Source organism: Actibacterium pelagium (assembly GCF_002285415.1).
GTDB classification, from domain to species: domain Bacteria; phylum Pseudomonadota; class Alphaproteobacteria; order Rhodobacterales; family Rhodobacteraceae; genus Actibacterium_B; species Actibacterium_B pelagium.
Genome location: NZ_NSBU01000007.1, coordinates 108,216 through 134,880, shown reverse-complemented (window position 1 = coordinate 134,880; position 26,665 = coordinate 108,216). Strand labels below are relative to the sequence as shown.

Annotated in this window: 28 protein-coding genes and 1 riboswitch; of the genes, 18 read left to right on the top strand and 10 right to left on the bottom strand. The window is 59.6% G+C overall.

The window, feature by feature from the left end; all coding sequences use genetic code 11:
* Positions 1-6 precede the first annotated feature (6 nt).
* Both gcvH and gcvT read right to left on the bottom strand, forming a co-directional pair.
* Positions 7-366 (bottom strand): glycine cleavage system protein GcvH, encoded by a 360-nt coding sequence (gene gcvH / locus CLM58_RS09575; RefSeq protein WP_095595724.1) that lies wholly within the window; start codon positions 364-366, stop codon positions 7-9.
* Positions 367-378: 12 nt separating this feature from the next.
* Positions 379-1,509: a glycine cleavage system aminomethyltransferase GcvT gene (gcvT, locus tag CLM58_RS09570; protein WP_095597039.1), complete on the bottom strand. Its 1,131-nt coding sequence runs from the start codon at positions 1,507-1,509 to the stop codon at positions 379-381.
* A 143-nt stretch (positions 1,510-1,652) separates the two neighbouring features.
* A riboswitch (glycine riboswitch) is annotated at positions 1,653-1,738 on the bottom strand.
* 70 nt (positions 1,739-1,808) lie between these two features.
* Between gcvT and CLM58_RS09565 the strand changes: the two genes are divergently transcribed.
* Positions 1,809-2,363 (top strand): gamma-glutamylcyclotransferase family protein, encoded by a 555-nt coding sequence (locus CLM58_RS09565; RefSeq protein WP_095595723.1) that lies wholly within the window; start codon positions 1,809-1,811, stop codon positions 2,361-2,363.
* On the opposite strand, the gene CLM58_RS09560 is transcribed toward CLM58_RS09565, so the two are convergent.
* The gene (locus CLM58_RS09560; RefSeq protein ID WP_095595722.1) at positions 2,346-3,743 is read right to left on the bottom strand and encodes an MATE family efflux transporter; all 1,398 of its coding nucleotides are present in this window, start codon (positions 3,741-3,743) and stop codon (positions 2,346-2,348) included. The genes CLM58_RS09565 and CLM58_RS09560 overlap by 18 nt on opposite strands.
* Before the next feature lie 89 nt (positions 3,744-3,832).
* Positions 3,833-5,155 (bottom strand): glutamate--tRNA ligase, encoded by a 1,323-nt coding sequence (gene gltX / locus CLM58_RS09555; RefSeq protein WP_095595721.1) that lies wholly within the window; start codon positions 5,153-5,155, stop codon positions 3,833-3,835.
* A 129-nt stretch (positions 5,156-5,284) separates the two neighbouring features.
* On the opposite strand from gltX, the gene CLM58_RS09550 reads away from it, so the two are divergent.
* The 3 genes from CLM58_RS09550 to CLM58_RS09540 all read left to right on the top strand — a co-directional run bounded on the left by CLM58_RS09550 (position 5,285) and on the right by CLM58_RS09540 (position 8,146).
* On the top strand, positions 5,285-6,202 hold the full coding sequence (locus CLM58_RS09550) for an MBL fold metallo-hydrolase (RefSeq protein WP_095595720.1): 918 nt from the start codon (positions 5,285-5,287) through the stop codon (positions 6,200-6,202).
* A gap of 275 nt (positions 6,203-6,477) precedes the next feature.
* Positions 6,478-7,116: a hypothetical protein gene (locus CLM58_RS09545; RefSeq protein ID WP_095595719.1), complete on the top strand. Its 639-nt coding sequence runs from the start codon at positions 6,478-6,480 to the stop codon at positions 7,114-7,116.
* An 85-nt stretch (positions 7,117-7,201) separates the two neighbouring features.
* Positions 7,202-8,146 carry a 1-phosphofructokinase family hexose kinase gene (locus CLM58_RS09540; RefSeq protein WP_095597038.1) on the top strand — a complete coding sequence of 315 codons (945 nt, stop codon included), beginning with the start codon at positions 7,202-7,204 and terminating at the stop codon, positions 8,144-8,146.
* A 64-nt stretch (positions 8,147-8,210) separates the two neighbouring features.
* On the opposite strand, the gene CLM58_RS09535 is transcribed toward CLM58_RS09540, so the two are convergent.
* Positions 8,211-8,579 carry a putative quinol monooxygenase gene (locus CLM58_RS09535; protein ID WP_095595718.1) on the bottom strand — a complete coding sequence of 123 codons (369 nt, stop codon included), beginning with the start codon at positions 8,577-8,579 and terminating at the stop codon, positions 8,211-8,213.
* 106 nt (positions 8,580-8,685) lie between these two features.
* Here CLM58_RS09535 and CLM58_RS09530 point away from each other — a divergent pair, with 106 nt between their 5' ends.
* Complete coding sequence (locus CLM58_RS09530) at positions 8,686-9,273, top strand: TetR/AcrR family transcriptional regulator (RefSeq protein WP_095595717.1); 588 nt, start codon at positions 8,686-8,688, stop codon at positions 9,271-9,273.
* A 20-nt stretch (positions 9,274-9,293) separates the two neighbouring features.
* Here the strand turns inward: CLM58_RS09530 and CLM58_RS09525 are convergent, their stop codons facing one another.
* Together CLM58_RS09525 and CLM58_RS09520 are read right to left on the bottom strand one after the other, a co-directional pair.
* On the bottom strand, positions 9,294-9,722 hold the full coding sequence (locus CLM58_RS09525) for a DUF1801 domain-containing protein (protein ID WP_095595716.1): 429 nt from the start codon (positions 9,720-9,722) through the stop codon (positions 9,294-9,296).
* A gap of 13 nt (positions 9,723-9,735) precedes the next feature.
* Positions 9,736-11,400 (bottom strand): NAD+ synthase, encoded by a 1,665-nt coding sequence (locus tag CLM58_RS09520; protein ID WP_095597037.1) that lies wholly within the window; start codon positions 11,398-11,400, stop codon positions 9,736-9,738.
* 145 nt (positions 11,401-11,545) lie between these two features.
* Here CLM58_RS09520 and CLM58_RS09515 point away from each other — a divergent pair, with 145 nt between their 5' ends.
* Together CLM58_RS09515 and CLM58_RS09510 are read left to right on the top strand one after the other, a co-directional pair.
* A complete protein-coding gene (locus CLM58_RS09515; protein WP_373286791.1) occupies positions 11,546-12,937 on the top strand; it encodes an MORN repeat-containing protein in 1,392 nt (463 codons plus the stop codon).
* 32 nt (positions 12,938-12,969) lie between these two features.
* Positions 12,970-13,290 (top strand): hypothetical protein, encoded by a 321-nt coding sequence (locus tag CLM58_RS09510; RefSeq protein ID WP_095595715.1) that lies wholly within the window; start codon positions 12,970-12,972, stop codon positions 13,288-13,290.
* A gap of 9 nt (positions 13,291-13,299) precedes the next feature.
* Here CLM58_RS09510 and CLM58_RS09505 read toward each other — a convergent pair whose 3' ends face one another.
* Positions 13,300-13,965: an SDR family NAD(P)-dependent oxidoreductase gene (locus CLM58_RS09505; protein WP_095595714.1), complete on the bottom strand. Its 666-nt coding sequence runs from the start codon at positions 13,963-13,965 to the stop codon at positions 13,300-13,302.
* Positions 13,966-14,303: 338 nt separating this feature from the next.
* Here CLM58_RS09505 and CLM58_RS09500 point away from each other — a divergent pair, with 338 nt between their 5' ends.
* The 9 genes from CLM58_RS09500 (at position 14,304) to CLM58_RS09460 (ending at position 23,832) form a co-directional block, all read left to right on the top strand.
* Complete coding sequence (locus CLM58_RS09500; RefSeq protein ID WP_095595713.1) at positions 14,304-15,881, top strand: 2-isopropylmalate synthase; 1,578 nt, start codon at positions 14,304-14,306, stop codon at positions 15,879-15,881.
* A 405-nt stretch (positions 15,882-16,286) separates the two neighbouring features.
* Complete coding sequence (locus tag CLM58_RS17135) at positions 16,287-16,772, top strand: hypothetical protein (RefSeq protein WP_158221889.1); 486 nt, start codon at positions 16,287-16,289, stop codon at positions 16,770-16,772.
* Between the two features lie 136 nt (positions 16,773-16,908).
* Positions 16,909-17,946 carry a rod shape-determining protein gene (locus tag CLM58_RS09490; protein WP_095595711.1) on the top strand — a complete coding sequence of 346 codons (1,038 nt, stop codon included), beginning with the start codon at positions 16,909-16,911 and terminating at the stop codon, positions 17,944-17,946.
* A gap of 31 nt (positions 17,947-17,977) precedes the next feature.
* Positions 17,978-18,874, top strand: a complete 897-nt coding sequence (mreC, locus tag CLM58_RS09485) for a rod shape-determining protein MreC (RefSeq protein ID WP_095595710.1) — start codon at positions 17,978-17,980, stop codon at positions 18,872-18,874.
* Positions 18,867-19,400: a rod shape-determining protein MreD gene (locus tag CLM58_RS09480; RefSeq protein WP_095595709.1), complete on the top strand. Its 534-nt coding sequence runs from the start codon at positions 18,867-18,869 to the stop codon at positions 19,398-19,400. The genes mreC and CLM58_RS09480 overlap by 8 nt, the downstream gene beginning before the upstream one ends.
* The gene (gene mrdA, locus CLM58_RS09475; RefSeq protein ID WP_095595708.1) at positions 19,400-21,343 is read left to right on the top strand and encodes a penicillin-binding protein 2; all 1,944 of its coding nucleotides are present in this window, start codon (positions 19,400-19,402) and stop codon (positions 21,341-21,343) included. The genes CLM58_RS09480 and mrdA overlap by 1 nt, the downstream gene beginning before the upstream one ends.
* Positions 21,340-22,479 carry a rod shape-determining protein RodA gene (rodA, locus tag CLM58_RS09470; protein ID WP_095595707.1) on the top strand — a complete coding sequence of 380 codons (1,140 nt, stop codon included), beginning with the start codon at positions 21,340-21,342 and terminating at the stop codon, positions 22,477-22,479. The genes mrdA and rodA overlap by 4 nt, the downstream gene beginning before the upstream one ends.
* Before the next feature lie 13 nt (positions 22,480-22,492).
* Positions 22,493-22,906 carry a VOC family protein gene (locus tag CLM58_RS09465; RefSeq protein ID WP_095595706.1) on the top strand — a complete coding sequence of 138 codons (414 nt, stop codon included), beginning with the start codon at positions 22,493-22,495 and terminating at the stop codon, positions 22,904-22,906.
* Complete coding sequence (locus tag CLM58_RS09460; protein WP_095595705.1) at positions 22,903-23,832, top strand: 2-hydroxyacid dehydrogenase; 930 nt, start codon at positions 22,903-22,905, stop codon at positions 23,830-23,832. Before CLM58_RS09465 ends, CLM58_RS09460 begins: the two co-directional genes overlap by 4 nt.
* Position 23,833: 1 nt before the next feature.
* Here the strand turns inward: CLM58_RS09460 and CLM58_RS09455 are convergent, their stop codons facing one another.
* Together CLM58_RS09455 and CLM58_RS09450 are read right to left on the bottom strand one after the other, a co-directional pair.
* Positions 23,834-24,619 (bottom strand): enhanced serine sensitivity protein SseB C-terminal domain-containing protein, encoded by a 786-nt coding sequence (locus tag CLM58_RS09455; protein ID WP_095595704.1) that lies wholly within the window; start codon positions 24,617-24,619, stop codon positions 23,834-23,836.
* Complete coding sequence (locus tag CLM58_RS09450; protein WP_095595703.1) at positions 24,616-25,209, bottom strand: uracil-DNA glycosylase family protein; 594 nt, start codon at positions 25,207-25,209, stop codon at positions 24,616-24,618. Before CLM58_RS09450 ends, CLM58_RS09455 begins: the two co-directional genes overlap by 4 nt.
* Before the next feature lie 75 nt (positions 25,210-25,284).
* On the opposite strand from CLM58_RS09450, the gene CLM58_RS09445 reads away from it, so the two are divergent.
* Positions 25,285-25,623, top strand: a complete 339-nt coding sequence (locus tag CLM58_RS09445) for an ArsR/SmtB family transcription factor (protein WP_095595702.1) — start codon at positions 25,285-25,287, stop codon at positions 25,621-25,623.
* A complete protein-coding gene (locus CLM58_RS09440; RefSeq protein ID WP_095597035.1) occupies positions 25,616-26,650 on the top strand; it encodes a permease in 1,035 nt (344 codons plus the stop codon). Before CLM58_RS09445 ends, CLM58_RS09440 begins: the two co-directional genes overlap by 8 nt.
* Positions 26,651-26,665 lie beyond the last annotated feature (15 nt).

The following is a 26,665-nucleotide window of genomic DNA, read 5'->3' as shown; positions in this document are numbered from 1 at the left end:
AGTGGCTTAGCCGATGAAATCTTTATAGGCGGCTTCGTCCATCATATCGTCCATGGACGACAGGTCTTCGACCTTCATCTTGAAGAACCACGCCTCACCCAGCGGGTCGTCGTTGACCAGGCTCGGGTTATCTTCCAGCGCTTCGTTCACCTCGACGATCTCGCCGTCCAGAGGGGCCAGAATGTCGGACGCAGCTTTGACGGACTCGATCACACAGATCTCGTCATCCTTGCTTACGGTCGAGCCTGCCTCGGGCAGTTCTACGAAAACAACGTCACCCAACTGGGTCGAAGCGTGTTCGGTAATGCCGACGACGACGACATCGTCTTCGATACGCAGCCATTCGTGTTCTTCGGTGAATTTCATTGGGGTCTCCCGTTAGCGTTTGTAGGTAGAGGGACGGAACGGCATTGCCGTCACGGTGGCGGGCAGACGCTTGCCGCGCACCTCGCCGTAAATCGTATTGCCTGTGTTGGCATGCGCAATGCTGACATAGCCCATAGCCACCGGTCCTTCGACCGTTGGGCCAAAACCGCCCGATGTGACGGTGCCGATCGGCGTATCTGCATCGACCGAGGCGTAAAGCACGGTGCCTTCGCGCATCGGCGCGCGGCCTTCGGGGCGCAGACCGATACGTTTGCGGGCGATGCCTTCGGCGAGATCACCAAAGATGCGATCTTCGCCGGGGAAGCCGCCCTGACGTGCGCCACCCGGACGGCGGGCCTTTTGGATCGCCCAAAGCAGGTCGGCCTCGATCGGTGACGTCGTGGTGTCGATGTCGTGGCCATACAGGCAAAGCCCAGCCTCAAGGCGCAGGCTGTCACGCGCGCCAAGGCCGATGAATTCCACCTCTTCTTCCGACATCAGGGAATGGGCGAAATCGACAACGGTTTTGTTCGGGACCGAAATTTCGAACCCGTCTTCTCCGGTATAGCCGGAACGGGAAATCCAAAGCTCTCCGAAGGGGCTTTCGAAGGTTGAAACCTCCATGAACCGCATCCCTTGGGTCAAGGGGACGAAGCGCGCCATGACCTTTTCTGCGGCGGGACCCTGCAGCGCCAGAAGCGCGCGGTCCTCGATCACGTCGATATCACAGGTATCGGACAGGTTCGCCCGCAGATGGGCAATATCTTCGTCCTTACAGGCCGCATTCACGACAAGACACAGGTGGTCCTCACGTTTGGCGACCATCAGGTCGTCCAGAATACCACCCTGGTCATTGGTGAAGAACGCATAGCGCTGGTGGTTTTCTTTCAGCTCAACCAAGGCAACGGGCACCAAAGCTTCCAGTGCAAGCACCGCGTCGTTCAGGTCGCCCGACTTGGCCCGCAAGATCACCTGCCCCATGTGGCTGACATCGAACAAACCGGCCTGCGCGCGGCAATGCAGATGCTCTTTCATCACGCCCAGGGGGTACTGAACGGGCATCTCATAGCCCGCAAACGGCACCATCTTGGCACCCAGTTCCACGTGTAGGTCGTAAAGCCCCGTTCGTTTCAAATCCGCCATTGGCGTTCCCCCTGTCTCGCCGGGCGCATCGCGCACTTCCGGCATCGTTTTGGCGGACCCCCGCCTTCGATGCCCCCTCTGTCCCTTTCGCCTGAGATCGCTATCCCTTCGGCGGACGCTTGATGCGCCTCTCTCCAGAGTTTGTGCCGACGTTGGTCCGGGGGCCTGAGAGTTTACCGGGGCGGTTGCTCCTTCGGCATCTGAGAACAGATTCTCCCAACGTCTGCGCGCAAGCTAGAGCATGTCCGGGGCTCAGGCAAGTCCTTGCAATCGACTTACACGATGGCATCATTTAAATTATGAATGAACCCTTCTTTTTCGGCTACGGATCGCTGGTAAACCGCGCGACACACGGCTTCACCACCGCCTTTCCCGGCCGCTTGCGTGGCTGGCGTCGGGTGTGGCGACAAACCCGGTTGCGCGAGGTGGCCATGCTGACGGTAGAGCCCGCCGAAGGTGTTCAGATCGACGGGTTGGTTGCGGCCGTGCCCGGCGCCGACTGGACGGCACTGGACGAACGGGAAGGGGCCTATGACCGGCTTGGGGCGACGCACCAGACGGACCATAGCGGCCCTGAAGCTGCCGAGGTTCACCTATATTCGATCCCCGATCTTCATCGCGACAGCGACGCGCTGCATCCGATCCGGCTTAGCTATCTGGATGTCGTGATCCAAGGGTATCTGCGCGAGTTTGGGCAAGCCGGGGCCGAACGGTTCTTTGAAACAACGGTCGGGTGGGACGCGCCTGTCATGAACGACCGGTCAGACCCAATCTATCCCCGCCATCAACCCCTGACGCCGACAGAGACGGACTTTGTCGACGCGAACCTGCGCAACCTATCGGCGGAACTGTGACAGGGACATCAGGCGGCCCTGACGGGCAAAGGGCTCTGCCTTCGTCTCGACCTGTTCACTGGCACCTTGACGGCTGACACGCCAGCCCATCCAGATCGACACAAGGCCAAACACGACGCCCCCGGCGCCCTGACCGATCAGCACCCCGGGCGCACCCAGCCAAGCGGCCCCGGCGATGACGAATGGGATCGTGCCAAGCGTATGGCGGCCCCAGTTGACCATCGTTGAATAGAACGGGTGGCCCAGGTTGTTGAAAGCCGCGTTCGAGACAAAAATTGCACCATTGAAGAAGAACACCAAGGCCAGCGGCCCGCAGAACAGGAAGACCAGCGACTTGGCGACCCCGTCCAGATCAAACAGCAAGGCAATCGGATCCCGCGCAAGAAACAGGATCAAGGACATGCCCAGAACGTAGATCAGGCAGAAGATCAAACCGTCCCAATAGGCCTGCGATACACGGCTGAAATTCTTGGCCCCAAAGTTCTGCCCGATGATCGGTCCGATGGCCCCCGAAAGGGCAAAGATCACTCCGAACGCCACGGGTGTCAGGCGGCCGATGATGGCCATGGCTGCAACGGCCTCTTCGCCAAACTCCGCCATCGAGCGCGTGACATAGGCCTGACCCACCGGCGTTGCCAACTGGGTCAGAATTGCAGGTATTGCGATGACGGCAATAGCACGAAAGTCGACACGGAATTGTTCTGGCGTGGGTTTGGCCAACCCCTTCGCGCGCAGGATCGGCAAGATCGCAACCACCGCCATCGTGATCCGCGCCGCGACCGAGGCCATCGCCGCCCCGGTAAGTTCAAGATCAAGACCGAAAATCAGGATCGGGTCCAGCACCGCATTCACTACACCCCCGGCCACCGTCGCCATCATCGCCTGCCGCGCGGCCCCGTGGGCGCGCAGGATGGCCCCACCGACCATGCCAACCAGCAGCAGGGGCAGGCTTGGGATAATGATCTGAAGGTAATGCACAGCTAGATCCAGCGTCTCGCCAGAGGCCCCAACCAGACGCGCCAGTGGTGTCAGGTTCAGCCAGACGATCAGGGCAAACACGGCCGCAAACAGAACCCCGTAAATCAACGAGGTCGCGGCCCGCCGTCCGGCCATCTGCCGGTCGCCCTCTCCCAAGGCTTTTGCCACCAATGCGCCGGCCGCAATCGCAACGCCAATCCCGAAAGACGTGGTGAAAAACAGGATCGCCCCGGCATAACCAACGGCGGCGGCCAGTTCTGCCTTACCCAGCATCGAGATGAAGATCATGTCGACGAAATCGACCACGAAAATCGCGATCAATCCGATCGAGGCCGTCAACGACATGACGGACACGTGCCGGAACAGGTTTCCGGTCAGAAATTTCGCTTGCTTGTCGGCCATGAGGTCCCTCGGGATCGTTGGGACCTATCATGACCTAAAAGTGCAATTTTTCCACGCCGTTTGCGCACAGGCGCTGTGTGGATCAAGGGTTAAAGCGACGGCTTGACCTGCAACAAAGGCAGCACATCCGACATATCCGGACCACGCTCGCGACCGGTGACGGCCTTGCGCAGCGGCATGAACAGGCCCTTGCCCTTGCGGCCAGTGGCCTCTTTCACAGCAGAGGTCCAGTCTTTCCACGCGGTGTCGGCATAGGGCGGCTCTGGCAGCATGTCGAAGGCCTGCGCGATGAACTCGGCGTCTTCGTCAGCAACCAGTGGCGTCGCGCCGTTTTGGAACAGGGTCCACCATTCGGCCATATCGGCCTTCACGGTGATGTTCTCGCGCACGACGTTCCAGAACGCCTCTGCCTTGTCGGCGGGGACGCCAAGCGCCGCCACATCCTCGGCCACATCGGCCAGCGGCAGGCCGCCCAGAATGCGCGCGGTCAGCGGGAACAGGTCATTGGCATCGAACTTGGTCGGTGCCGCCCCGAAGGTGGTGATGTCGAAGCCTTCAACCAGCTCGTCAATGCTGCTGCACAGTTCGATCGGCTGGTTCGACCCCAGACGCGCCATCAGCGACAACAGCGCCATCGGCTCGACCCCTTGGTCGCGCAGATCGCGCAGGGCCAGCGTGCCAAGACGCTTTGACAGGGCCTCGCCCTGAGGGCCGGTCAGCAACGAATGGTGGGCGAACGACGGCACCGAACCACCCAAGGCGTTGATAATCTGGATCTGCGTCGCCGTGTTGGTCACGTGGTCAGAGCCACGCACAACATGGGTCACGCCAAAGTCGACGTCATCACAGACGGACGCCAGCGTGTACAGGAACTGCCCGTCACCACGGATCAGAACCGGGTCGGACACAGAGGCCGCATCAATCGACAGATCGCCAAGGATACCGTCGGTCCATTCAATCCGCTCGTGGTCCAGCTTGAAGCGCCAGTGGCCGTTGCCACGCTCGGCGCGCAGCGCCTCTTTCTCGGCATCCGACAGGTCCAGCGCGGCGCGGTCATAGACCGGGGGCTTGCCCATGTTCAGCTGTTTCTTACGCTTCAGGTCCAGCTCGGTCGGGGTCTCAAAACACTCATAGAACCGGCCCGCCTCGCGCAGCTCGTCCGCCGCCGCGTTATAGCGATCCAGACGCGACGACTGGGTTTCGACCCGGTCCCAAGTCAGGCCCAGCCATTCAAGGTCTTCCTTGATCGCATCCACGTATTCCTGCTTCGACCGCTCTGGGTCGGTGTCATCCAGACGCAGGATAAACGTGCCGCCGGCTTTGCGGGCGATCAGATAGTTCATCAGCGCGGTGCGCAGGTTACCGACATGGATATAGCCGGTGGGGGATGGGGCGAAACGGGTAACGGTCATTGCGGTCTCCTGTTGGGGCGGCTCTTTTCACAGGATGGCGGCTTTGTCCAGTTCAAGGTCGCGCGGATGTGATCTGACCGGGCCCTGGCAGCGTAGTAGCATGCAAGGATTACAATCAGGGAGCATATTATGACCACCTTTACCCGCCGTCAGGCGCTTGCCAGCACCTTGGCCGCGCCCGCCCTTCTTTCGCTGACCTCTGCCGCGCGCGCCGCCGCGCCCATGCAAGAGGTCACCATGCCCAAATTCCACCGTTTCAAACTGGGGGGTTTCGAGGTCAACACCCTGCTGGCCGGAAGCGCCACCCGGGACGAGCCACAAAGCATCTTTGGCCAGAATGTCAGCGCCGAGGAATTCGCCAGCGTCAGCGCCGAGAACTTTATTCCTACCGACAAGGTGCAATTCTACTTCACCCCGACACTGGTCAACACCGGATCAGAGCTGATCCTGTTCGACACCGGCCTGAACGCGGGCGGCATCACGGCGGCCATTGCGGCTGCGGGCTATAGCGCCGATCAGGTCGACGCGGTTGTGCTGACCCACATGCACGGCGACCATATCGGCGGGCTGTCCGGCGATGCGGGCGAAACCTTCACCAACGCGCGCTACATCACCGGTCAGGTCGAATACGACCATTGGGCCGGCGCCGCGAATGAGCGGTTCGACGGCAAAGTCAAACCTCTGGCAGAAAAGATGAGCTTCCTGAAAGGCGGCGACAGCGTTGCCTCTGGCGTGACCGCGCAAGAAGCCTTTGGCCATACGCCGGGCCACATGGCCTATCGTCTGGAAAGCGGTGGCAAGCAGCTGATGATCATGGCCGACTTCGCCAACCACTATGTCTGGTCGCTGGCCAAGCCCGACTGGGAGGTCCGCTTTGACATGGACAAGGGTGCTGCTGCTGCAACACGCCGCAAAATGCTGGATATGATGTCAGCTGACGGCATCCCGTTCATCGGCTATCACATGCCCTTCCCGGGCATCGGGTATGCGCAGACAGACGGTGACGGCTACCGCTATGTCCCGGCCAGCTATCAGATGTTGCTGTGATCCATTCGCGAACCTAGCGTTTGCCCCGAAGGCCCGCCCGAAACCGGCGGGCCTTTTTAGTTCGGCAGCGACACAAGGTGCAGAAGTTGGTATAAATCCTTCATGCGCCTTACAAAATCATACCTTCAACTTCTTGCGGCACCCCTGTCGGGTCCGACCAAGACTGCACAAAAACAGGGCGCAGGCGTTCTGGAGGGAATGTCCTTAACCATAGGCCTTTGGCCATACATGCCAGCGTTCACTGGACAACAAGCCACCAAGGAAGAGGCCGCAATTTGGCAAAGCTGACACGTTGGCTGCTGCGCGCAGCCGCATTGGTCGCACTGATCTACGCCGGGCACACGGTCATCGAGATCGTCGTCCCGTGGTTCGACATGACCTTGCTGCCCGAAACCGAAGAGCTGATGCACCGCGCCATTGTCGTGGCCATTGGCCTCTTCATGATCCTGATGGCGATCCCCTTCGTGCCGGGGGCAGAGATTGGCCTGACGCTTTTAACCGTCGTCGGCGGCACTCTGGCCCCGCTGATCTATCTGGCGACGGCGACCAGCCTGACCTTCGCCTTTCTGGTTGGGCGCCTGTTGCCGCCGGGTGTGTTGCACAAAGGGCTGAACGCGCTTGGACTGCATCGCGCGGCGTCCCTAGTGGCAGAGGCCGCCGCACTGTCCGAAGCCGAACTGCATGAAAAGCTGATCGCCGGTGTCACTTCGCCTTGGGCGCGCAACCTGTTGCGTCACCGCTATGTCGCGCTAGCACTAATCATCAACCTTCCCGGCAACATGGTTCTGGGCGGGGGTGGCGGCATATCCATGATCGCGGGTCTTAGCAGGATGTTCCACCCTCTACCCTTCGTCCTGACGGTCCTGATTGCGGTCTTGCCGGTACCGCTGATATTTTACGTCGGGTTGAACTGACCCCCTGCCCCAATTCACAATCGCCTCTTGGCCGTGGGCACAGACAATGCCAGTCTATGACGGACACGAAGAAGGACCCGCCCCGATGAGCGACATCCTTACCATCACGCTGAACCCTGCGCTGGATATCTCGACCGCCGTCGACAATGTCCGGCCTGGCCCAAAGCTGCGTTGTGAGGCACCGGCGATGTCGCCCGGTGGTGGTGGTATCAATGTCTCGCGCTCCATCCACATTCTTGGGGGAAGCTCTGCCACCTTTGTCGCTCTGGCTGGTGAAACAGGTCATTGGGTGCGCACGCTTTTGGCCGAAGAAGGCATCAAGGCCATTGTTTTCGAGGCCCCATCGGAAACCCGCGAAAGCATCGCCGTAATGGACAGATCAACGGGCGAACAATACCGCTTTGTGCTGCCCGGGCCGCATTGGGCCGACACCCAACCCCTGATCGAAGCCATAGCCGAGCATGTGAAACCGGGGACCCTTGCCGTCATCTCTGGCAGCAACCCGCCTGGGGCACCCGACAGTTTCATCTCTGATCTCAACGACCGGCTTAGTGAAAGTGGCGCCCGCCTTTTGGTGGATACCTCCGGCGCAGCACTGCATTATCTGGCGCGGGCCGAACGTGCCCCGCTCTATGTCCTGCGCATGGATCAGGTAGAGACCGAAATGCTGGCCGGAACGCCGCTGTCAACAGTTCGGGACAGCGTGGATTTGGGCCGAAAACTGGTACAGGATGGTGTTGCAGAAATCGTTGTTCTGGCACGCGGGGCCGAAGGATCAGTGATGGTCTCAGAGGACGAAGCGCTTCTGGTTGTGCCGCCCAAGGTTACCGTTCGATCCAAGATCGGTGCAGGCGACAGTTTTGTGGGGGCTATGTCCATGGCGCTTGCCAACGGTGACACCCCGCACCAAGCGATGCAAAAAGGCGCCGCGGCCGCCGCGGCCGCCGTCATGAGCGACGAGACCCACCTGTGCCGCAAGACGGATTATCTGAAGGTTCTTCCCGACTGCATCGTCGAGCAGATCGACTGACCAACCTAAAAACGAATGCGCCCGACAAAATGACGAGCGCATTCCGTTAAAAAGCTTCGTAATCTTAGCGGTCATATCCCGCAGCATGACCCGCGAATTCCGCTGCCAACCCCATTTGGGTCGTCGCTTGCTGAAGCGGTTCAGGGACATCCCCGAAGAACAGGAACTGCCCGGGCGTCGCGACTTCCAGAAGGTCCGGGAAATGTGCGGCTGCGGTCTGGCTCAGGTGGAACCCCAACGCATTGGCATCCGCAAATTCGTCCCGCACATACAGGGAATTCTCGGCTTTGGACACGAACACGTGGACCGCCGTCGCGCCGGGTTCATTGTCTTTCATGGCTTGGGTGACGCCTTTGTAGATCTCGGTCAGGGCATCCAGCTTTCCGGGTTTGGCCGTCCATTTGTAGACAACGGTAATGTTCTGCATGGTCATCTCTGTTCTCCTTCAAGGTTCTAATTCTCAATGGTAACTGATCGATTACCTTTACATTGGGTAACTGAATGGTTACCCTGAGTCAAACACTATTTTTGAGGACCCAATGGCCGGACCCAAAGGATACAAACGCGAAGAATTGTTGGATCGCGCAATCGAGCTGTTTCGAAGACAAGGCTATGCCGCGACCAGCACCGCCGAATTGGTGGATACGTTGGCGGTGAATCGCAAAAGCATGTACTCGGAATTCGGGTCGAAACAGGACCTGTTCGAAGCCGCGCTTGAACGCTACAGCGCGGTCAACCTCAGCCGCGTTCTAGCACCGATCGAGGCCCCCGGTGCCGGTCTGGCAGAGATCCGCGCCGCTTTCCAAAGCTACGCCAAATCAAGCGAGGGCGCGTTTGCTGGCCTTGGCTGCCTGATGGCCAATACCGCCGCCGAGCGCGCCGCACTTGACCCAGGCAGCGCCAAATATGTCGATGCCTATCTCCAGCGGGTGCGCAGCGCGTTTCGCAAGGCTCTCGAAAATGCGAAAGAGGCTCAGCACCTTGGCCCGGATGCTGACGTCGATGGGCTGGCGGACCTATTCACCATGTCGGTCGTAGGGATCTCTGTGCTGGTCCGCGCCAAGGCAGACCCTGCCCATGTCCACGCGGCCGCACGTGTGGCGACCAGCCTATTGCCCGAAAGGTGACCGTTGCCCAGGCCGAATAATCAGGCTGGCTGGACCGGCCAGATTTTGTTCAGGTCGCGCAGGCCTGCCAAGATCAACTCTTCCAGCACAGTCAGATCAATATCCGCCAGCTTGTTGATATAAAGGCAGGATTTGCTTTTCTTGTACTTCCCAAGCCGGTCAAGGATGGCCCCGTAATCGGCATAGCCCGGCATGATATAGACAACGAGGTTTCGTTTGCGAACTGCAAAACCCGTGGCAAGAAAATCCCCCTCACGTCCACTTTTGTACCGATAGTGATAACGACCAAATCCAATGATCGCGGGGGCCCAAACGACGGGCGCATAGCCTGTTGCCCGTTGAAACATCTCTAGCAGGGTCTGCCCATCGGCGCGCCGCATCGGATGTTCCACCGCCGCGATCAGCTCTGCGGCAGGGGTTTCCGATGGTTTTGTCTTGTTCTCGCTCATACGGCCCCCTTTCTCAGGTGCCGGAGCCGTCCCTCCAACGGTTCACGATGGGATAACGGCGATCCAGCCAGAAAGCGCGTTTGGTCAGGCGGGTGCCCGGCGCGGACTGAAAGCGTTTGTATTCGGAAATGTATAGCAGGTGCTCGACCCGTTTCACTGTCTCGCGATCAAACCCCTCTTGCACGGCGTCCTCGACGCTGGCCTCTTCGTCGACCAGCAGTTCCAGGATCCGGTCCAGCACCTCATAGGGTGGCAGGCTGTCTTCGTCTTTCTGATCCTCGCGCAGCTCGGCCGACGGCGGCTTGTCGATCACGCGGTTTGGAATGACCTCGCCCTCTGGGCCCATCATCCAATCGCGGTGATTGGCGTTGCGCCAGCGGCAGGTCTCGAACACGCGGGTTTTGTACAGATCCTTGATCGGGTTATAGCCGCCGTTCATGTCACCATAAATCGTGGCATAGCCCACCGCGACCTCGGACTTGTTGCCGGTGGTCAGCAGCATTTCGCCAAATTTGTTGGACATCGCCATCAGCAGAAGGCCCCGCAGACGGGACTGTACGTTTTCCTCGGTCACATCAAACGGGCGGTCGCCGAACAAGGGTGCCAGCGTCTCGGTCACCGCCTGACGCGATGGGCCGATCGGCACATAGTCGTAGTGGCAGCCAAGCGCCTTGGCCACGGCCTCGGCATCTTCCAGCGAGTGCTGGCTGGTGTATTCCGACGGCAGCATCACGCAGCGCACGTTCTCCGGGCCGATGGCATCAGCGGCAATAGCCGCAACGATCGCACTGTCGATCCCGCCCGACAGGCCCAGAAGCACCTTCTTGAAGCCCGACTTGCCCAGATAGTCGCGCAAAGCCTCGACCATGCAGCGGTAATCCTGCTCCCATTCACTGGGAAGCGGGGCCAGTTCGCCCTTTTCAGCACGCCAGCCGTCTTCGGTCCGCACCAGATCAAGATGGGTGATCGCCTCATCAAACACAGGCATCTGCACGGCAAGTTCCCCACCAGGGTTCAGCACGAATGTGCCCCCGTCAAAGACCTGATCATCCTGCCCGCCGACCATGTTCAGATAGATCAGCGGCAGGCCGGTTTCGACCACGCGGGAAACCATGTGGTTCATCCGCAGGTCCATCTTGTTGCGATAGTAAGGAGAGCCATTGGGCACCAGCAGGAACTCTGCCCCGGTCTCTTCCAGCGTCTCGGCCACGTCCGGATGCCAACTGTCCTCACAGATGGGGGAGCCGATCCGAACACCATCAATGCTGTAAGGCCCGGTGACAGGACCTTGTTGAAACAGGCGGACCTCGTCAAAGACGGTCTCGTTCGGAAGGTGGTGTTTCAGCACGCGGGCCGCGACCTTGCCGTCTTTCAGGATGTAATAGGCATTGTAGAGGTCAGCGCCTTCGATCCATGGACCACCAATGGCAATCGCCGGGCCATCGGCACAATCGGCAGCCAATGCCTCGATCCGGGCCATCGCATCCAACACAAAGGCCGGTTTCATCACCAGATCCTGTGTGTTGTAGCCGGTGATGAACATCTCAGTCAGCGCCAGCATATCGGCCTTGGCCTCGCGCGCGGCCTCCCACGCAGAACGCGCTTTTGCGGCATTTCCGGCCAGATCCCCAACAGTGGGGTTCAATTGTGCAAGCGTCAGGCGAAAGCGATCGCGCATACTTCGTTCCTCTTTGTTCATCGCCGTCATACCAGACCCGCCAAGAAGGGAAAGACCGGCAAGGAAAAGCGTTGTCACTGATAAGGCAACGTTTTAACGTCTGTGCAACCGGAAATACCCGCCTTTGGGCGACGAGGAGAACTTGATGCGGACGTCCATATCCCTGTTGGCCGCGGCACTTATGGCCACTGCCCTTCCTTTGCAGGCCCAAGAGAGCGTTACAAAACAGTATGACGACGGGGGCATCTACGAAGGTAGCTTCAAGGACGGCGTCCAACATGGGCGCGGCACCTATCGCCAACCCAATGGCTACGAATACACTGGCGACTGGGTGATGGGAGAGATTCGCGGGCAAGGCATCGCGCGTTTCCCCGACGGTTCTGTTTACGAAGGCAACTTCGAGGCTGGCGGCCCCCATGGTCAGGGCAAGATCACCTTTGCCGATGGCGGCACCTACGAAGGCGACTGGGTGAACGGCAAGATCACCGGCAATGGCGTGGCTATCTACGCCAATGGCTCGACCTACGCAGGTCAGTTCGAAAACGCCCTTCAGCAGGGGCAAGGTCGGCTCGAGGACCCCTCGGGCTTTGTCTATGAAGGCAGCTGGGTCGCGGGCCAGAAAGAAGGGATCGGCAAGGCCACCTATGCCGACGGTGCCGTCTATGAGGGCGAGTTCCTGTATGACCGCCGCAATGGTCAAGGCTCTTGGACCACGCAGGACGGGCTGAACTATATTGGCGGATGGGTCGATGACCTGTTCGACGGCGAAGGTGTGCTGACCCAACCCAATGGCGGCCGCTATGAAGGCCAGATGAAACAGGGCCTGCAAAATGGCGAGGGCATTCAGGTCTATGAGACCGGCGATGTCTACGAGGGCGAATTTGCCATGGGCCAACGCCACGGGCGCGGCATCTATCGCAGTCAGGACGGCTATATCTATGAGGGCGACTGGGTCGAGGGCCGCTCGGAAGGTCAGGCGATCGTGACCTACCCCAATGGCTCTGTCTATGTGGGCTGGTTCGAAAACGACCTAGCCAATGGTCAGGGCAAGATCACCCACACCGATGGCTCGACCTACGAAGGCGCTTGGGTCAACGGCATTCAGGACGGCGAAGGGGTGGAAACCCACCCAAGCGGGCTGGTCTATGAAGGCGGCTATTCCAAAGGCCAGTACAACGGGCGCGGCAAGATGCGCTATGCCGACGGCTATTCCTATGATGGCGAGTGGAGCGATGGCCAGCGGCACGGCAAAGGCACCGCCACCTATCCCGACGGCACCGTCTATACTGGCGACTTCCTAGAAGGGCAGCGCCACGGTCAGGGCGAAATCGTAACCCCGATCAACTTTCGCTATGTCGGAGGCTGGGTCGACGGAGAGATTCAGGGCAAAGGCGAAGCCACCTATCCCAACGGCGACGTCTATGTCGGCCACTTCCAGCGCGGCGAGCGTCAGGGCGAAGGCACCATGCGCTATGCTACCGGTCAGGAAGAAACTGGCGAATGGGAAGCGGATCAGCTGAAAACAGCGGCCGAGTAAGCCGGTTCCTTCGTTTGGCAATGGTGGCCTAGATGCAGATCATATTTGAGCGTGACAGCGTTTGTGCGGGCGATGATATGGACGCGCCCAATAACGCGACTTTTGACTTCCCGGATGCCGCGCTTTTATCCACTGTGCTGAACGCCCAAGGGCCGCTTCTTGGCTACCTGCCTTGCGTTCACGCCTCTCGCACCTTTTGGCGCGCCTACATCGACCAGACCTGCGTCGCCGAGCTTTCTTTCACGCATGACCCGGAACGACAGGCAAAAGTCCGGCTGCTAGTGGCGGACACTCCGGCTTCCTGTGACAAAATCTATTTTAACATGACGGCTCAGCTACCATTGAGCCACTAACCGTTGGCCTTACCACTCGACCCGCTTGCCCGCCCAGTCAAAGAACTGCCCTGTCTGGTCGGGCCCCAAGCCTTCGATCACTGACAACAGGTTCTTTGCGGCCTCTTCCGGGGGCACGGCGGGATGGCGTCCGACATATTTCCGGGTGAATTCCGTGGCCACCGTTCCGGGGTGCAGCGCAATGCAGGCGGCCTGCTTGTGGGTCCGCGCCAGCTCGATCGAGGCAGAGCGCACCACTTGGTTCACCGCCGCCTTCGCCACCCGATAGCTGTACCAACCGCCCAACCGGTTATCCCCGATCGACCCCACCCGCGCCGACAGAACGGCAATCACCGACGGGCGATCCTTGGGCAGAAGGCGCGCTCCATGTTTCAGCACCATCGCCGGGCCAACCGTATTCAAAAGGAACTGGTCCACCATCGCCTCGGGCGTCAGCTCGCGCATGGATTTCTCTGGGGTCGCCTCATGAACCTCCAGCGCGCCGATGGCGACAAGGATCAAATCAAAGGTCCCCTCCAGCGCGCCCAGATGGGCGGCGATGCTGGCCTCTTGCGTCATCTCAAGCCCGTTATGGGATCGGGACAGGCCGGTGACCTCGACGCCCCTCGCCCGTAACTCTGCTGCAACCGCGCGGCCGATGCCGCCACTTTCCCCGATGATTAATGCGCGTTCCATTCTCCGGAATTAGCCGCCTGCCCATGCACGTCAACCACGCCTCTGGCGCAAAATCGTATGTACAGGTTCTGCACGCCTTCTGTAGGGGTTCTGCATCCCCGATTTGGCCCGTTTTACACCCTGAAAAATATGGGTTTTCATTTCTGTCCCAAGGCGTATAGTCCACCCCATGATCAGACCCGGACATATCGCCCCTGCTGCTGCGCGCCACTTGGCGTCGCTGTCCGGTCTTGCCCTACTACTGCTTAGCCGCCTCTGAGCGTGCCGGTCCGGCGCGTCCGCTCAGAGGATATGCCTATCGCGCCCAAATACATGGCTAAGAAGAACGAGATATTCAGATGACAAATGCATCCAAACAGGACCGGGTCCTGATTTTCGACACAACACTGCGCGACGGCGAACAGTCGCCCGGCGCCACCATGACGCATAACGAGAAGCTTGAGATCGCCGAGATGTTGGACGACATGGGTGTCGACATTATCGAAGCGGGCTTCCCAATCGCGTCCGAGGGCGACTTTGCCGCCGTTAGCGAGATTGCGAAACGGTCAAAGAATTCAAGGATTTGCGGGCTGGCGCGCGCGAATTTCAAAGACATTGATCGTTGCGCCGAAGCCGTCCGCCACGCGGGCCAGTCGCGCATCCACACCTTCATCGGCACCTCACCCCTGCACCGCGAGATTCCGAACCTGACCAAGGACGAGATGGCCGACCTGATCCACGAAACGGTCACCCATGCCCGTAACCTTGTCGAGAACGTGCAATGGTCGCCGATGGATGCCACCCGGACAGAGTTCGATTACCTCTGCCGCGTGATCGAGATCGCCATCAAGGCCGGTGCCACGACGATCAACATTCCCGACACCGTGGGCTACACCGCACCGCGCGAAAGCGCCGACCTGATCCGTCGCCTGATCGAGACCGTCCCCGGCGCGGACGAGGTGATCTTTGCGACCCACTGCCACAACGACCTCGGCATGGCCACTGCCAACGCTCTGGCCGCCGTCGACGCAGGCGCCCGCCAAATTGAGTGTACGATCAATGGCTTGGGCGAACGTGCGGGCAACACCGCTTTGGAAGAAGTCGTGATGGCGATGAAGGTTCGCAACGACCTGATGCCCTATCAAACCGGGATCGACACCACGAAGATCATGTCGATTTCGCGCCGTGTCGCGGCTGTGTCTGGCTTTGCTGTCCAGTACAACAAGGCCATCGTCGGCAAGAACGCCTTCGCCCACGAAAGCGGCATCCACCAGGATGGCATGCTGAAAAACGCCGAGAACTTCGAGATCATGCGCCCGCAGGATGTGGGCCTGTCTGGTACCTCGCTGCCCTTGGGCAAACACTCTGGCCGCGCCGCGTTGCGTGCCAAACTGGAAGATCTGGGATTTGAGCTGGGCGACAACCAGCTGAAAGACGTCTTCGTGCGGTTCAAGGATCTGGCCGACCGCAAGAAAGAGGTTCACGACGACGATATTCTTGCCCTGATGCGCGACAGCGAAAGCGCGGCCCAAAACGATCATCTGAAAGTGAAGTTCCTGCGCGTGATCTGCGGGACAGAAGCACCTCAGTCCGCTGACCTGACCCTGACCATTGACGGTGTGGATCATCAAGTGACCGCAACCGGTGACGGTCCTGTGGATGCGACCTTCAACGCCGTTAAGGCCTTGTTCCCGCATCAGGCGCGTCTGCAACTGTATCAGGTGCACGCCGTAACCGAAGGCACCGACGCACAGGCCACGGTCAGCGTCCGAATGGAGGAAGACGGCAAGATCGTCACCGGCCAATCGGCAGATACCGACACTGTAGTCGCCTCGGCGAAGGCCTATGTGAACGCGTTGAACCGCCTGATCGTGCGCCGCCAGAAAACCGCCCCGGATTCTGATGTCAAAACCGTAAAATACACGGACAGCGTCTAAGGTCCTGCTGTGCAACGATCCATAACGATCACTGGCTTCGAAAGACCGAAGCTTTTCAACCAAGTCGTTCAGGATCTTGCAAAGTGTAACCCGGACGGCTGGCACCTATTTGCCGGGATCGAACCAAGCCCATCGGCGGCGCAATTTGAAGAAATCTGCGCCGCCCATCTTCCCGAGGGCTCCTTCACGCTTTGGGTGAACCAAACGTGTTTGGGAGTTGCCCAGAATCCGCTGCAAGTCCAAGAACGGGCATTTGAAGCGGGATCAGAGCTCAACCTGCACCTCGAAGAAGACCTTTGCCTGGCACCTGACAGCTTGCAAATGGTTGACTGGTATCAACAGAACCGAAAGCCAAATTGGGTGGCGCTAAACTTGTTGGCAGGATGCTGCGGAACCACCGCGTACATGTCCTACCCGGATCACCCGGAGCTACTGACAGAGACCCGCTCTTTCAACTCTCTGGGCTTTGCCGTCGATCGCGAAAGCTGGCACAAGGTCTTTCATCCAGTGTGGAGCCAGTGTTGGAAGCACCGCTGGCTAAAGCCGCGACACCTAAACGCCATTGGTTGGGATTGGGCCATTTCAGGTGCAATTTTCGATGCCCCCGATTTGCGGGTGGTGCAACCGGTGTCGGCGCGCGCATCGCACTTGGGCGCAACTGGGACCCATGCCGAACCTGAATTCCATTCAGCGGCCTTTGACGGTTTGGTGATTAACCGACAGACACCGAAATCATACCAACTCGTCGCGCGAGAAGAACTGCCAAGAAACGTTCGAAGCCATTTCAATTCCTATGAAGAAGCGACATCTTTGCGCGCGGAACTGGAAGCTAGGCACCCTAGAAAATTGGAGCGCCGGTTGAAACGTGTGATCGCGCAACGCTTCCTATAAAGCGGCTATGGGGCCAAAACCGGCAATAACCGGCCTTGATCTCCCTTCCCCTCTTTCATGTGCCGGTTCCCGCGCATATAACTTTCCGGAAATCGGGATTCTCCACACAACAAAGCATATAAGGCTTAGGGGCAACATGGCAGTTTTTGGCGGTTTGTTTTCGGCGGATATGGCCATTGACCTTGGGACAGCAAACACGCTGGTTTACGTCAAGGGCAAGGGCATCATTCTGAACGAACCTTCCGTTGTGGCTTTCCACAACAAACACGGCCGCAAAGAAGTGCTGGCCGTAGGCGAAGACGCCAAGCTGATGCTGGGCCGGACCCCCGGCAGCATCGAGGCGATCCGCCCGATGCGCGAAGGCGTTATCGCGGACTTTGACGTGGCCGAAGAGATGATCAAGGCCTTCATCCGCAAGGTCCACAAACGCTCGACCTTTACCAAGCCGAAAATCGTGGTCTGCGTCCCGCATGGCGCGACCCCGGTTGAGAAACGGGCGATCCGCCAGTCGGTTCTGGGCGCTGGTGCGCGCCGCGCTGGTTTGATCGCAGAGCCTATCGCCGCGGCCATTGGCGCAGGCATGCCGATCACCGACCCCACAGGCAACATGGTTGTCGACATCGGCGGCGGCACCACCGAGGTCGCGGTTCTGTCCCTTGGCGACATCGTTTACGCGCGATCGGTTCGCGTGGGTGGCGACCGTATGGACGAGGCCATCATCAACTACCTTCGCCGACAGCAGAACCTGCTGGTGGGTGAAGCCACCGCCGAGCGGATCAAGACCTCTATCGGCACTGCCCGCATGCCCGACGACGGGCGCGGTGCGTCGATGCAGATCCGGGGTCGTGACTTGCTGAACGGCGTGCCGAAAGAGATTGAGATCAACCAAGCGCAGATCGCGGAAGCCTTGGCAGAACCGGTTCAGCAGATTTGTGAGGCCGTCATGGTCGCGCTGGAAGTTACCCCGCCCGATCTGGCCGCTGACATTGTGGATCGCGGTGTTATGCTGACCGGTGGCGGTGCCCTACTTGGGGATCTGGACCTTGCCCTGCGCGAACAAACAGGTCTTGCGATTTCGGTCGCCGATGAAACGCTGAACTGCGTGGCACTGGGCACCGGCAAAGCGCTGGAGTTTGAAAAACAACTTCGGCATGTGATCGACTACGAAAGTTAAGGCAGCGCCGTCTGCCTGAGACGAGGCAAACGTGGCCATAAACAGGAACGAACAATCAGACTATGGGCGCCCGATCCGTCGGATCGTTTTCGGCGTGCTTCTGTTCGTATGTTTCGCGCTGTTCCTGCTTTGGCGGATCGATAGCCCACGGGTGGAACGCTTGCGCGCGGCTTTGGTGGATCGCTTTGTGCCTTCTTTCGACTGGGTTCTTCTGCCTGTAGATCGCGGCGCCGATATGCTGAGAAACTTTGAATCCTACACCCGGATTTACGAGCAAAATCAGGAACTTCGCCGAGAGTTGCAACAGATGAAGTCGTGGAAAGAAGCCGCGCTTCAGCTAGAGCAGGAGAACGCCAAGCTTCTGGATCTGAACAAGGTGCGGCTGGACCCTCGACTGACCTTTGTAACAGGAGTTGTACTTGCCGATAGTGGCTCACCTTTCCGGCAGTCTGTCCTCCTGAACGTAGGCTCGCGGGACGGGATTCGCGATGGCTGGGCGACGACCGATGGTCTGGGCCTTGTCGGCCGCGTGTCTGGCGTCGGGAAATCCACTGCACGGGTGATCCTTCTGACCGATTCAAACAGCCGCATCCCGGTCACCATTCAACCCACCGGACAGCGCGCCCTTTTGGCGGGCGACAACACCGTTCAACCGGTTCTGGATTTCGTAGAGGACCCAGACCAGCTGCGCCCGGGGGACCGTGTCGTCTCTTCCGGAGACGGCCGGGTGTTCCCAGCAGGGCTTTTGGTCGGTCAAGTGGTCCAAGGCCCGGACGAGCAGTTCCGCGTCACCCTGTCGGCTGACTACAGCCGTCTGGAGTTCCTGCGTGTTTTGCGCAGCCAACCGCGCGAAGCGATCGACACTCCCGGCGTTCTTGTGGGCCCCAAATTGCCCGTAGATCAGGTCACGGAGGCCGGCGATGGTTGATCCCGGCACCTCGCAGCGCTGGCTCTATCGCCTGATTTTCACGGGACTTGCCCTTGGCGTCCTTCTGGTTCAACTGGTCTCGGTCGGAGACGGAATTCCCGGCATTCCCGGCCCGGACTTGCTCATTTGTCTGGTCCTGGTCTGGATTCAGCGCCGCCCAGATTATGTCCCGCTGCTGTTGCTTGCACCGGTTCTGCTGATCGCGGACTTCCTGCTTATGCGCCCCCCCGGACTTTGGGCCGCTTTGACCCTGATCGGGGCAGAGTTCATGCGCCGCCAGCAAATCGGCGGCAAAGACCTGCCCTTCATGGTCGAATGGGGCACGGTGACGGTCGTGATCATCGCGATCACGCTGGCCCACTGGGCCATCAACGCCTTGGTTGCCGCCCCTCCAGTTCTACTATTGGCGGGGATGCTTCAGGCTTTGACAACAGCACTTGCCTATCCGCTGGTGCTTGGCGTTTGCCTCTATGCCTTTAACATCCGAAAACGCCCCTTGGATGGGCAGCGGTTCGGAGGCACCTGATGCGCAAAAACGCCCGCGATCTGGAACTTGGCGCCAAGCGCTTGACCCGCCGGAGCCTATTGCTGGGCGGGGTTCAAGCCGTCGTCATGGGCGGCCTTGCCCTGCGCATGCGGTACATGCAGGTGAACCAAGCTGACCAGTTCCGCACCTTGGCCGAAGAGAACCGGATCAACGTGCGCCTGATCCCGCCCGTGCGCGGATTAATCTACGACCGCAACGGTCAGGTCCTGGCCGAAAACGAACAAAACTACCGCGTTGTCGTCGTCCGTGAAGATGCGGGCGATGTTGAAGAGACGCTGGCAAAGCTGGCCGAGATCATTCCGATGGACGAAGCCGCCCGTGCCCGTGCGTTGAAAGAGATCATGCAGCGCAGCGCTTTCGTGCCCGTTACAGTCGCCGATCGCCTAAGCTGGAAAGATTTCAGCCAAGTCGCGGTGAACGCGCCCTCATTGCCCGGCGTCACGCCCGAGGTCGGCCTGTCGCGCCATTACCCGGTGGCCGAAGATATGGCTCATGTCGTGGGCTATGTAGGCCCTGTCAGTGACTATGATCTGTCGAAACTTGAGAACCCTGATCCTTTGCTCCAAATTCCGCGGTTCCAGATTGGTAAAAGCGGTGTCGAAGCAAAACTTGAAGGCGACCTGCGTGGCAGTGCTGGCACCAAGCGGATCGAAGTGAACGCGCAGGGCCGCGTCATCCGAGAACTGGACCGCGCGCCGGGCCTTGCGGGCACCGACCTGCAGCTGACCATCGACGAAGGGCTTCAGAACTTCATCAAGGCCCGGTTGGGCGAGGAAAGTGCCGCCGCCGTTGTCATGGATGTACGGAACGGGGACCTGCTTGGGATCGCCTCTTCCCCCAGTTTCGATCCGAACAAGTTCGTGCGCGGCATCTCCAGCAGCGACTATGGCGAACTGACAGGCAACAAGTACCGCCCGCTGGCCAACAAGACCGTGCAGGGGCTGTACCCGCCGGGATCGACCTTCAAGATGGTGACGGCCCTGGCAGCGTTGGAAGCTGGCGTCATTTCGCCAGAGGAAACCGTCTGGTGCCCGGGCCATTACACGACCGCAGGCCGTCGGTTCCACTGTTGGCGTCGCGGCGGCCATGGCCAAGTCAACCTGAACAAAAGCCTCGAGCAGTCCTGCGACGTCTATTACTACGAGGTCTCCCGGCGTGTCGGCATCGACAAGATCGCCGAAATGGCCCGGAAGCTGGGCCTTGGAGTTAAACACGACTTGCCGATGTCAGCGGTGGCAACCGGGATCGCCCCTGACAAGGCGTGGAAAGTGGAGAACCGGCAAGAGGATTGGCTGGTCGGCGACACGCTGAATGCATCGATCGGACAGGGCTTCGTTTTGTCCTCCCCCCTGCAATTAGCGGTGATGACCTCGCGCCTCGCAACCGGAAGGTCGGTTGATCCACGGCTGATCAAGTCGATCAACGGCAAGGATCAGCAGGAAACGGAAGCACTGGAACTGGATATCTCGGCCGAGGGGCTGCGACAGGTTCGGCGCGGCATGTATTCGGTCTCCAACAGCGCTCGCGGCACAGCGCGGCGGTCCCGGATCGTGCATGACACAATGATCATGGCTGGTAAAACCGGAACCAGTCAGGTCCGCAACATTACGGCCGCTGAACGCGCGCAGGGGGTATTTCGGAACGAAGATCTACCTTGGGAACGTCGCGACCATGGCCTGTTTGTTTGCTATGCCCCCTATGATGACCCGCGGATCGCGGTCTCGGTCGTGGTGGAACATGGCGGAGGCGGCTCGACCGCAGCGGCCCCAATTGCCCGAGATATCGCGGTTCGGGCGATGGCGGGCGACCTTCCACCACTTGAAGCCTATCCCAAAGAACAACGAAACGAGATCAAAGAACGGCTAGAGGCGCTTCCTCTGCGTGAGCCAGTCGTGCCCAAACCGGGACGCAGCCGCGCATGACCTACCTACAGTATAACGTCAAATCAGTCCCCACGGGCTGGCGAAAGATTCTGTACCTGAACTGGGCGTTGGTCCTGCTTTTAAGCGCAGTCGCCGCCGCCGGTTTCCTGATGCTTTATTCGGTAGCTGGCGGATCCTTTTCGCCATGGGCAGAGCCTCAGATGAAGCGCTTTGCGATGGGCATGACAGCCATGTTCATCGTCGCCTTCATCCCGATCTGGTTCTGGCGCAATATTTCGACTTTGGCCTACCTCGGGTCTATTGGGCTGCTTCTGGCGGTGGAATTCTTTGGTGTCGTTGGCATGGGCGCGCAGCGGTGGATCGACTTGGGGTTCATGCGGCTTCAACCGTCCGAGTTGATGAAAATTGCGCTCGTGATGATGTTGGCAGCCTATTACGACTGGCTGGATATCAAGAAGGTTTCGCGACCTCTATTCGTGCTGATCCCGGTTTTGCTGATCCTTATTCCCACGGCGCTGGTCTTGAAACAGCCAGACCTTGGAACGTCGCTATTGTTGCTGATGGGCGGGGCGGTTGTGATGTTTGTCGCGGGCGTTCACTGGGCCTATTTCGCGGCGGTTGCCAGCCTTGGGGTCGGCGCCATCGTGGGTGTCTTTGCCTCTCGTGGTACCCCTTGGCAGTTGCTCAAGGACTACCAATACCGGCGGATCGATACCTTCCTTGACCCTTCCCAAGACCCGCTTGGCGCGGGCTATCACATCACCCAGTCCAAGATTGCATTGGGTTCTGGCGGATGGTCCGGGCGCGGGTTCATGCAAGGCACCCAAAGCCGCCTGAACTTTCTGCCCGAGAAGCACACCGATTTCATCTTCACCACATTGGCTGAAGAATTCGGTTTTGTTGGCGCCTCATCGCTGTTGCTGCTTTATGCGCTGATCATCATCTTCTGTATTTCCTCGGCGATTAAAAACAAAGACCGGTTCTCGTCTCTACTAATCATCGGGATCGCGACCACCTTCTTCCTGTTCTTTGCCGTGAATATGTCGATGGTCATGGGGCTTGCCCCGGTGGTCGGCGTTCCGTTGCCGCTGGTTTCATACGGAGGATCGGCGATGCTGGTCTTGTTGGCGGCCTTTGGGCTGGTACAAAGTGCCCATATCCATCGACCGCGCTAGATAAGGGGGCACCATGCCATCGCTGTCTCACCTCGCCCATCACGTGACCGATCTTGAAGGCGCGCGGAGATTCTGTGGCGAGCTTCTGGGCTGTGCTGAAGGCCCCAGCACCGAAACATGGGTCGATTTCGGCTTTTTCGGACACCAGATTTCCCTGCATGTGGGCCAGCCCTTTGCGACATCAAATACGGGCAAGGTCGGTGATCAAATGGTGCTCATGCCGCATTTGGGGGTAATCCTTGATCTTGAAAGCTGGGGGAAACTCGCAGGCCGGTTGGTCGCCTCTGGCCTAGAGTTCGTCATCCCTCGGACTTTGCGGTTCGAAGGGGACCCCGGCGAACAGCGAACCATGTTCTTCCGCGACCCCTCGGGCAGCCCGATCAAGGTGAAAGGGTTCGCCAGCACCTCTGGCGTATTCGCCTCATGATTAAAGCGCTCTTCTCTGCCCCCATCGACAAGTGGGACAAATACGAAGCCCCGCTGCACGCGGCTTTTGCGCTGAAGGGGCTGCAGGTTGATTTGTCACCGGACCATGCGGCAGAGGATGTGGATTATGTCATCTACTCTCCACACGGGCCGGTCAGTGACTTTTCGAGCTTCACCAAGGCCAAAGCCGTGCTTAGCCTTTGGGCCGGGGTCGAAAAGATCGTGACAAACCCCACCCTGACGCAACCGCTTTGCCGCATGGTCGATGCTGGGTTGGAGGAAGGTATGATTGAATGGGTGGCAGGGCATGTGCTGCGCTATCACCTTGGCATGGATGCCCATATCGTGAACCCCGATCACCACTGGGTTCCGGCTGTGCCCCCGCTGGCGCGTCGCCGCAAAGTGACCTTGCTGGGGCTCGGGGCGCTTGGCGCAGCCTGTGCGAAAACTCTGGCTAGCCTTCGGTTCGACGTCAGCGGCTGGAGCCGTCGCCCCAAAGACATCGCAGGCATAACATGCTTCAGTGGGGATGACGGACTGAAAGAAGCGCTGGAGCGCGCTGAAATCCTAGTACTTTTGCTACCGCTCACCACAGAGACCGAAAACCTGATGAACGCCGAACGTCTTGGTTGGCTGCCTAAGGGAGCGTTCTTGCTCAATCCGGGGCGCGGAGCGCTGGTTGATGACGAGGCATTGATATCTGCACTGGATACTGGGCACTTGGCCGGGGCGACGCTGGATGTCTTCCGCGAAGAACCGCTGCCGCAGGATCACGCCTTTTGGCCTCATCCCAAGGTCACCGTGACCCCTCACATCGCGTCTGAAACACGTGCCGAGACCGCTGCGATGGTGGTGGCTGAAAACATCCGACGCTCAGAGGCCGGAGAGCCCCTGTTGTATCTAGTCGACAGGACCGCCGGGTACTGACCTATTTCAGGATCGGCGGGCTGTCGGGGTCCATTCCCGGCGCTTTGGGGGTGTAGTCCTCTTTCGGCGGTTCGGGCATTTCCAGCTTAAGACCATTGGCCGCCAGTTTGGCCGCGAATGGATCGCTGGCCGCAACGAACAGAACATCCAAGGCCCCAGCCTCGATCCCGCTGAAGATCAACGCTTCGTTCACGGCCTTGGCCAACGCTTCTTGTGCCGGATCCAGTGCATCGACGAAGGCCAACATGTGGCCACGCCGACCGCTTTCATAGGTAACACCGGCAAGGTAAGCCAGCTTCACAACCCCGGCCATCGTCGCGAACTTGCTGTCCAGTGCCGTCAGCAGGGCTTCGGGCAAACCAGCGGGGCGACGCAGTTCGACGGGCGTGTCTTCTTCTGCCTCAGGTCCGTCGCGCAAAGAGCTTTCCAGCCAATCCACTGCCTGTGACGGGATCAGGATCGAAGACGGCGCAACACCAAGGTTCAGCCCCAGACCTATCCCCTGCCCGGCCAGCATGGATACCAGACCGCGCCCGGAAAGGGCGGCATAAGGGGCCTCTCCCTCTACAAAGTCTGCCAGACGTTCTTCACGGTCGAAGACAAGAACACAGGGGCCTGTTTCGGGCTCTAGGATCATGGGCGAAATCTGGTCGCCCTCGGCCTCTTTCTCTAGCAGTAGAAACAGTTCGTTATCTGCCAACCGCTCGTAGAACCGCATGCGGATCGCGTCGTCCAGCGGGTTGGCTTCCATCGCGGCATGTGCCTGATCTAGCGGGGTCTCGGTCATGGGCGCAGCACCTCTTGCACGCGGGCGCGAAGGACGGGCAGCAGATCGTCCCCGAACCACGGGTTTTTCTTCAGCCATGCCGTATTGCGCCAAGACGGATGAGGCAAGGGAAACACGCGCGGCACATGGTCCCGCCAGCCAGAAACCGTAGCTGTCACGCCCGCTTTCGCCGACTGGCCAAGGTGCCATTTCTGTGCGTAACCGCCGATCAGCAGGATCAGGGGCACGTCGCCAATTTCCTTAATCGACCTTTGGCGCCATGTTTTCGCACAGATCGGGGGCGGAGGCAGGTCGCTGCCCTTCGCGTTGTATCCGGGGAAACAGAAAGCCATCGGCAAGTTGGCGAGGAGATTCTGATCGTAAAACTCGTCTTGCCCGATCCCCATCCAATCACGGAGCCGGTCACCGGAGGGATCGTCGAATGGCCTTCCCTTCTCATGCACCTGCATGCCCGGCGCTTGTCCCGCGATCAGGATGCGCACGCCGCTGCGAAACCACACCACCGGACGCGGCGCATGAGCGGTGTGGGTCTGGGCAAAACGGTCCTTGCACAGGCGGCAGGCGCGGATGTCGGATTGCAGGGCAGTCATAGACCCGTCCTAGCCCAAAAGCGGGACAGACCAAATGGGCTTGCATCATTTCGATATTTCTATAATTGTAGAAATATGAAAATGGAATCGACAGACGACCTCGCCTTGGCCGAAATGGCCGCCCGCTTCGCCGCTTTGGGATCAGAGCAGCGGCTTTCCGTTTTGCGCACCCTTGTTCGCGCTGGACCTGATGGTCTGAGCATCGGGGAACTTGGGGCGCGTTGCGGAGTGACCGGATCGACCCTGACCCATCACATGAAGATTCTGACCCAAGCCGGGCTGGTGAGCCAAGTGAAACAGGGGCGCAGCATCATCTGCGCTGGGGCTGGCTTTGACCAGATCGAAACCCTGTCCGACTTCCTGTTGTCCGAATGTTGCGCAGATGCCTGCGATGGAGCCCACAATCATGGCTGAAACCTCTCTGCCCCGCCCTTCTTTCAAGTCTCGTTTGGCCGGGATCGACAAGGTTTGGCTGGTGATCCTGTCCATTCCGATGGTGCTGGCTCTTGTCGACACCCCCGCAGTTGCCCCCACGCTTGAAATCGCCGCAAAAGCCATCGCCCAGACGGGTATCTTCATTGTCGTCGCGATCTCATTAGTCGCCTATGTCAAAGCAACCGGCGCCGAGAACCTTCTGGCCAAAGCCTTTGAAGGAAACCCGGCAAAGATGGTCGTCATGGCAGCTCTTCTGGGCGGCCTGTCGCCGTTTTGCAGCTGTGAAGTCATTCCATTTATTGCAGCCCTATTGGCAGTTGGGGCACCGCTGGCCGCAGTGATGGCCTTCTGGCTTGCGTCACCACTAATGGACCCGGCGATGTTCACAATCACATGGGGCGAAATCGGGCTGGACTTCGCAATTGGCAAGACGATCGCGGCGGTTGGCCTTGGCATGATGGGTGGTTTTCTGACGATGGCCTTCGCCCGCAGCGCGGTATTCGTCGACCCACTGCGCGAGAAACCCGCCGTAGGTGGCTGTTGTGGTGTCAAAAAGCCCTTTAGTGCCAAACCTGTCTGGGCGTTCTGGACAGAGGGTGACCGCCGCGAAATCTTCCGCGCGACGTGGTTAGAAAATGCCGTGTTCCTGTTCAAATGGCTGTTGCTGGCCTACCTGTTTGAGGGGCTGATGCTGCGCTATATCCCAGCCGAGACGATCTCGACCGTCTTGGGGGGCGAGGGCCTTGGCACCGTGATCCTGGCTGCATTGGTCGGCATGCCCGCCTACCTTAACGGCTACGCCGCTGTTGGTTTGGTCGGCGGCCTATTGGAGCAAGGCATGTCGCAAGGGGCGGCCATGGCCTTTGTCCTTGCAGGTGGGGTCAGCTGTATTCCTGCCGCCATTGCGGTTTGGGCACTGGTCAAACCGCGTGTCTTTGCCGCCTATCTTGCCTTCGCTCTGACCGGTTCTAACGTCGCTGGAATGCTGTGGACCTTCGCATCTTGAGGCCCGCCACGCTTG

What these genes read in the sequence shown, in the direction of transcription:
- gcvH (WP_095595724.1), bottom strand. Translation starts at nt 366, where the DNA reads ATGAAATTCACCGAAGAACACGAATGGCTGCGTATCGAAGACGATGTC.
- gcvT (WP_095597039.1), bottom strand. Translation starts at nt 1,509, where the DNA reads ATGGCGGATTTGAAACGAACGGGGCTTTACGACCTACACGTGGAACTG.
- CLM58_RS09565 (WP_095595723.1), top strand. Translation starts at nt 1,809, where the DNA reads ATGAATGAACCCTTCTTTTTCGGCTACGGATCGCTGGTAAACCGCGCG.
- CLM58_RS09560 (WP_095595722.1), bottom strand. Translation starts at nt 3,743, where the DNA reads ATGGCCGACAAGCAAGCGAAATTTCTGACCGGAAACCTGTTCCGGCAC.
- gltX (WP_095595721.1), bottom strand. Translation starts at nt 5,155, where the DNA reads ATGACCGTTACCCGTTTCGCCCCATCCCCCACCGGCTATATCCATGTC.
- CLM58_RS09550 (WP_095595720.1), top strand. Translation starts at nt 5,285, where the DNA reads ATGACCACCTTTACCCGCCGTCAGGCGCTTGCCAGCACCTTGGCCGCG.
- CLM58_RS09540 (WP_095597038.1), top strand. Translation starts at nt 7,202, where the DNA reads ATGAGCGACATCCTTACCATCACGCTGAACCCTGCGCTGGATATCTCG.
- CLM58_RS09535 (WP_095595718.1), bottom strand. Translation starts at nt 8,579, where the DNA reads ATGACCATGCAGAACATTACCGTTGTCTACAAATGGACGGCCAAACCC.
- CLM58_RS09530 (WP_095595717.1), top strand. Translation starts at nt 8,686, where the DNA reads ATGGCCGGACCCAAAGGATACAAACGCGAAGAATTGTTGGATCGCGCA.
- CLM58_RS09525 (WP_095595716.1), bottom strand. Translation starts at nt 9,722, where the DNA reads ATGAGCGAGAACAAGACAAAACCATCGGAAACCCCTGCCGCAGAGCTG.
- CLM58_RS09520 (WP_095597037.1), bottom strand. Translation starts at nt 11,400, where the DNA reads ATGCGCGATCGCTTTCGCCTGACGCTTGCACAATTGAACCCCACTGTT.
- CLM58_RS09515 (WP_373286791.1), top strand. Translation starts at nt 11,546, where the DNA reads ATGCGGACGTCCATATCCCTGTTGGCCGCGGCACTTATGGCCACTGCC.
- CLM58_RS09510 (WP_095595715.1), top strand. Translation starts at nt 12,970, where the DNA reads ATGCAGATCATATTTGAGCGTGACAGCGTTTGTGCGGGCGATGATATG.
- CLM58_RS09505 (WP_095595714.1), bottom strand. Translation starts at nt 13,965, where the DNA reads ATGGAACGCGCATTAATCATCGGGGAAAGTGGCGGCATCGGCCGCGCG.
- CLM58_RS09500 (WP_095595713.1), top strand. Translation starts at nt 14,304, where the DNA reads ATGACAAATGCATCCAAACAGGACCGGGTCCTGATTTTCGACACAACA.
- CLM58_RS17135 (WP_158221889.1), top strand. Translation starts at nt 16,287, where the DNA reads ATGTCCTACCCGGATCACCCGGAGCTACTGACAGAGACCCGCTCTTTC.
- CLM58_RS09490 (WP_095595711.1), top strand. Translation starts at nt 16,909, where the DNA reads ATGGCAGTTTTTGGCGGTTTGTTTTCGGCGGATATGGCCATTGACCTT.
- CLM58_RS09480 (WP_095595709.1), top strand. Translation starts at nt 18,867, where the DNA reads ATGGTTGATCCCGGCACCTCGCAGCGCTGGCTCTATCGCCTGATTTTC.
- mrdA (WP_095595708.1), top strand. Translation starts at nt 19,400, where the DNA reads ATGCGCAAAAACGCCCGCGATCTGGAACTTGGCGCCAAGCGCTTGACC.
- rodA (WP_095595707.1), top strand. Translation starts at nt 21,340, where the DNA reads ATGACCTACCTACAGTATAACGTCAAATCAGTCCCCACGGGCTGGCGA.
- CLM58_RS09465 (WP_095595706.1), top strand. Translation starts at nt 22,493, where the DNA reads ATGCCATCGCTGTCTCACCTCGCCCATCACGTGACCGATCTTGAAGGC.
- CLM58_RS09460 (WP_095595705.1), top strand. Translation starts at nt 22,903, where the DNA reads ATGATTAAAGCGCTCTTCTCTGCCCCCATCGACAAGTGGGACAAATAC.
- CLM58_RS09455 (WP_095595704.1), bottom strand. Translation starts at nt 24,619, where the DNA reads ATGACCGAGACCCCGCTAGATCAGGCACATGCCGCGATGGAAGCCAAC.
- CLM58_RS09450 (WP_095595703.1), bottom strand. Translation starts at nt 25,209, where the DNA reads ATGACTGCCCTGCAATCCGACATCCGCGCCTGCCGCCTGTGCAAGGAC.
- CLM58_RS09445 (WP_095595702.1), top strand. Translation starts at nt 25,285, where the DNA reads ATGAAAATGGAATCGACAGACGACCTCGCCTTGGCCGAAATGGCCGCC.
- CLM58_RS09440 (WP_095597035.1), top strand. Translation starts at nt 25,616, where the DNA reads ATGGCTGAAACCTCTCTGCCCCGCCCTTCTTTCAAGTCTCGTTTGGCC.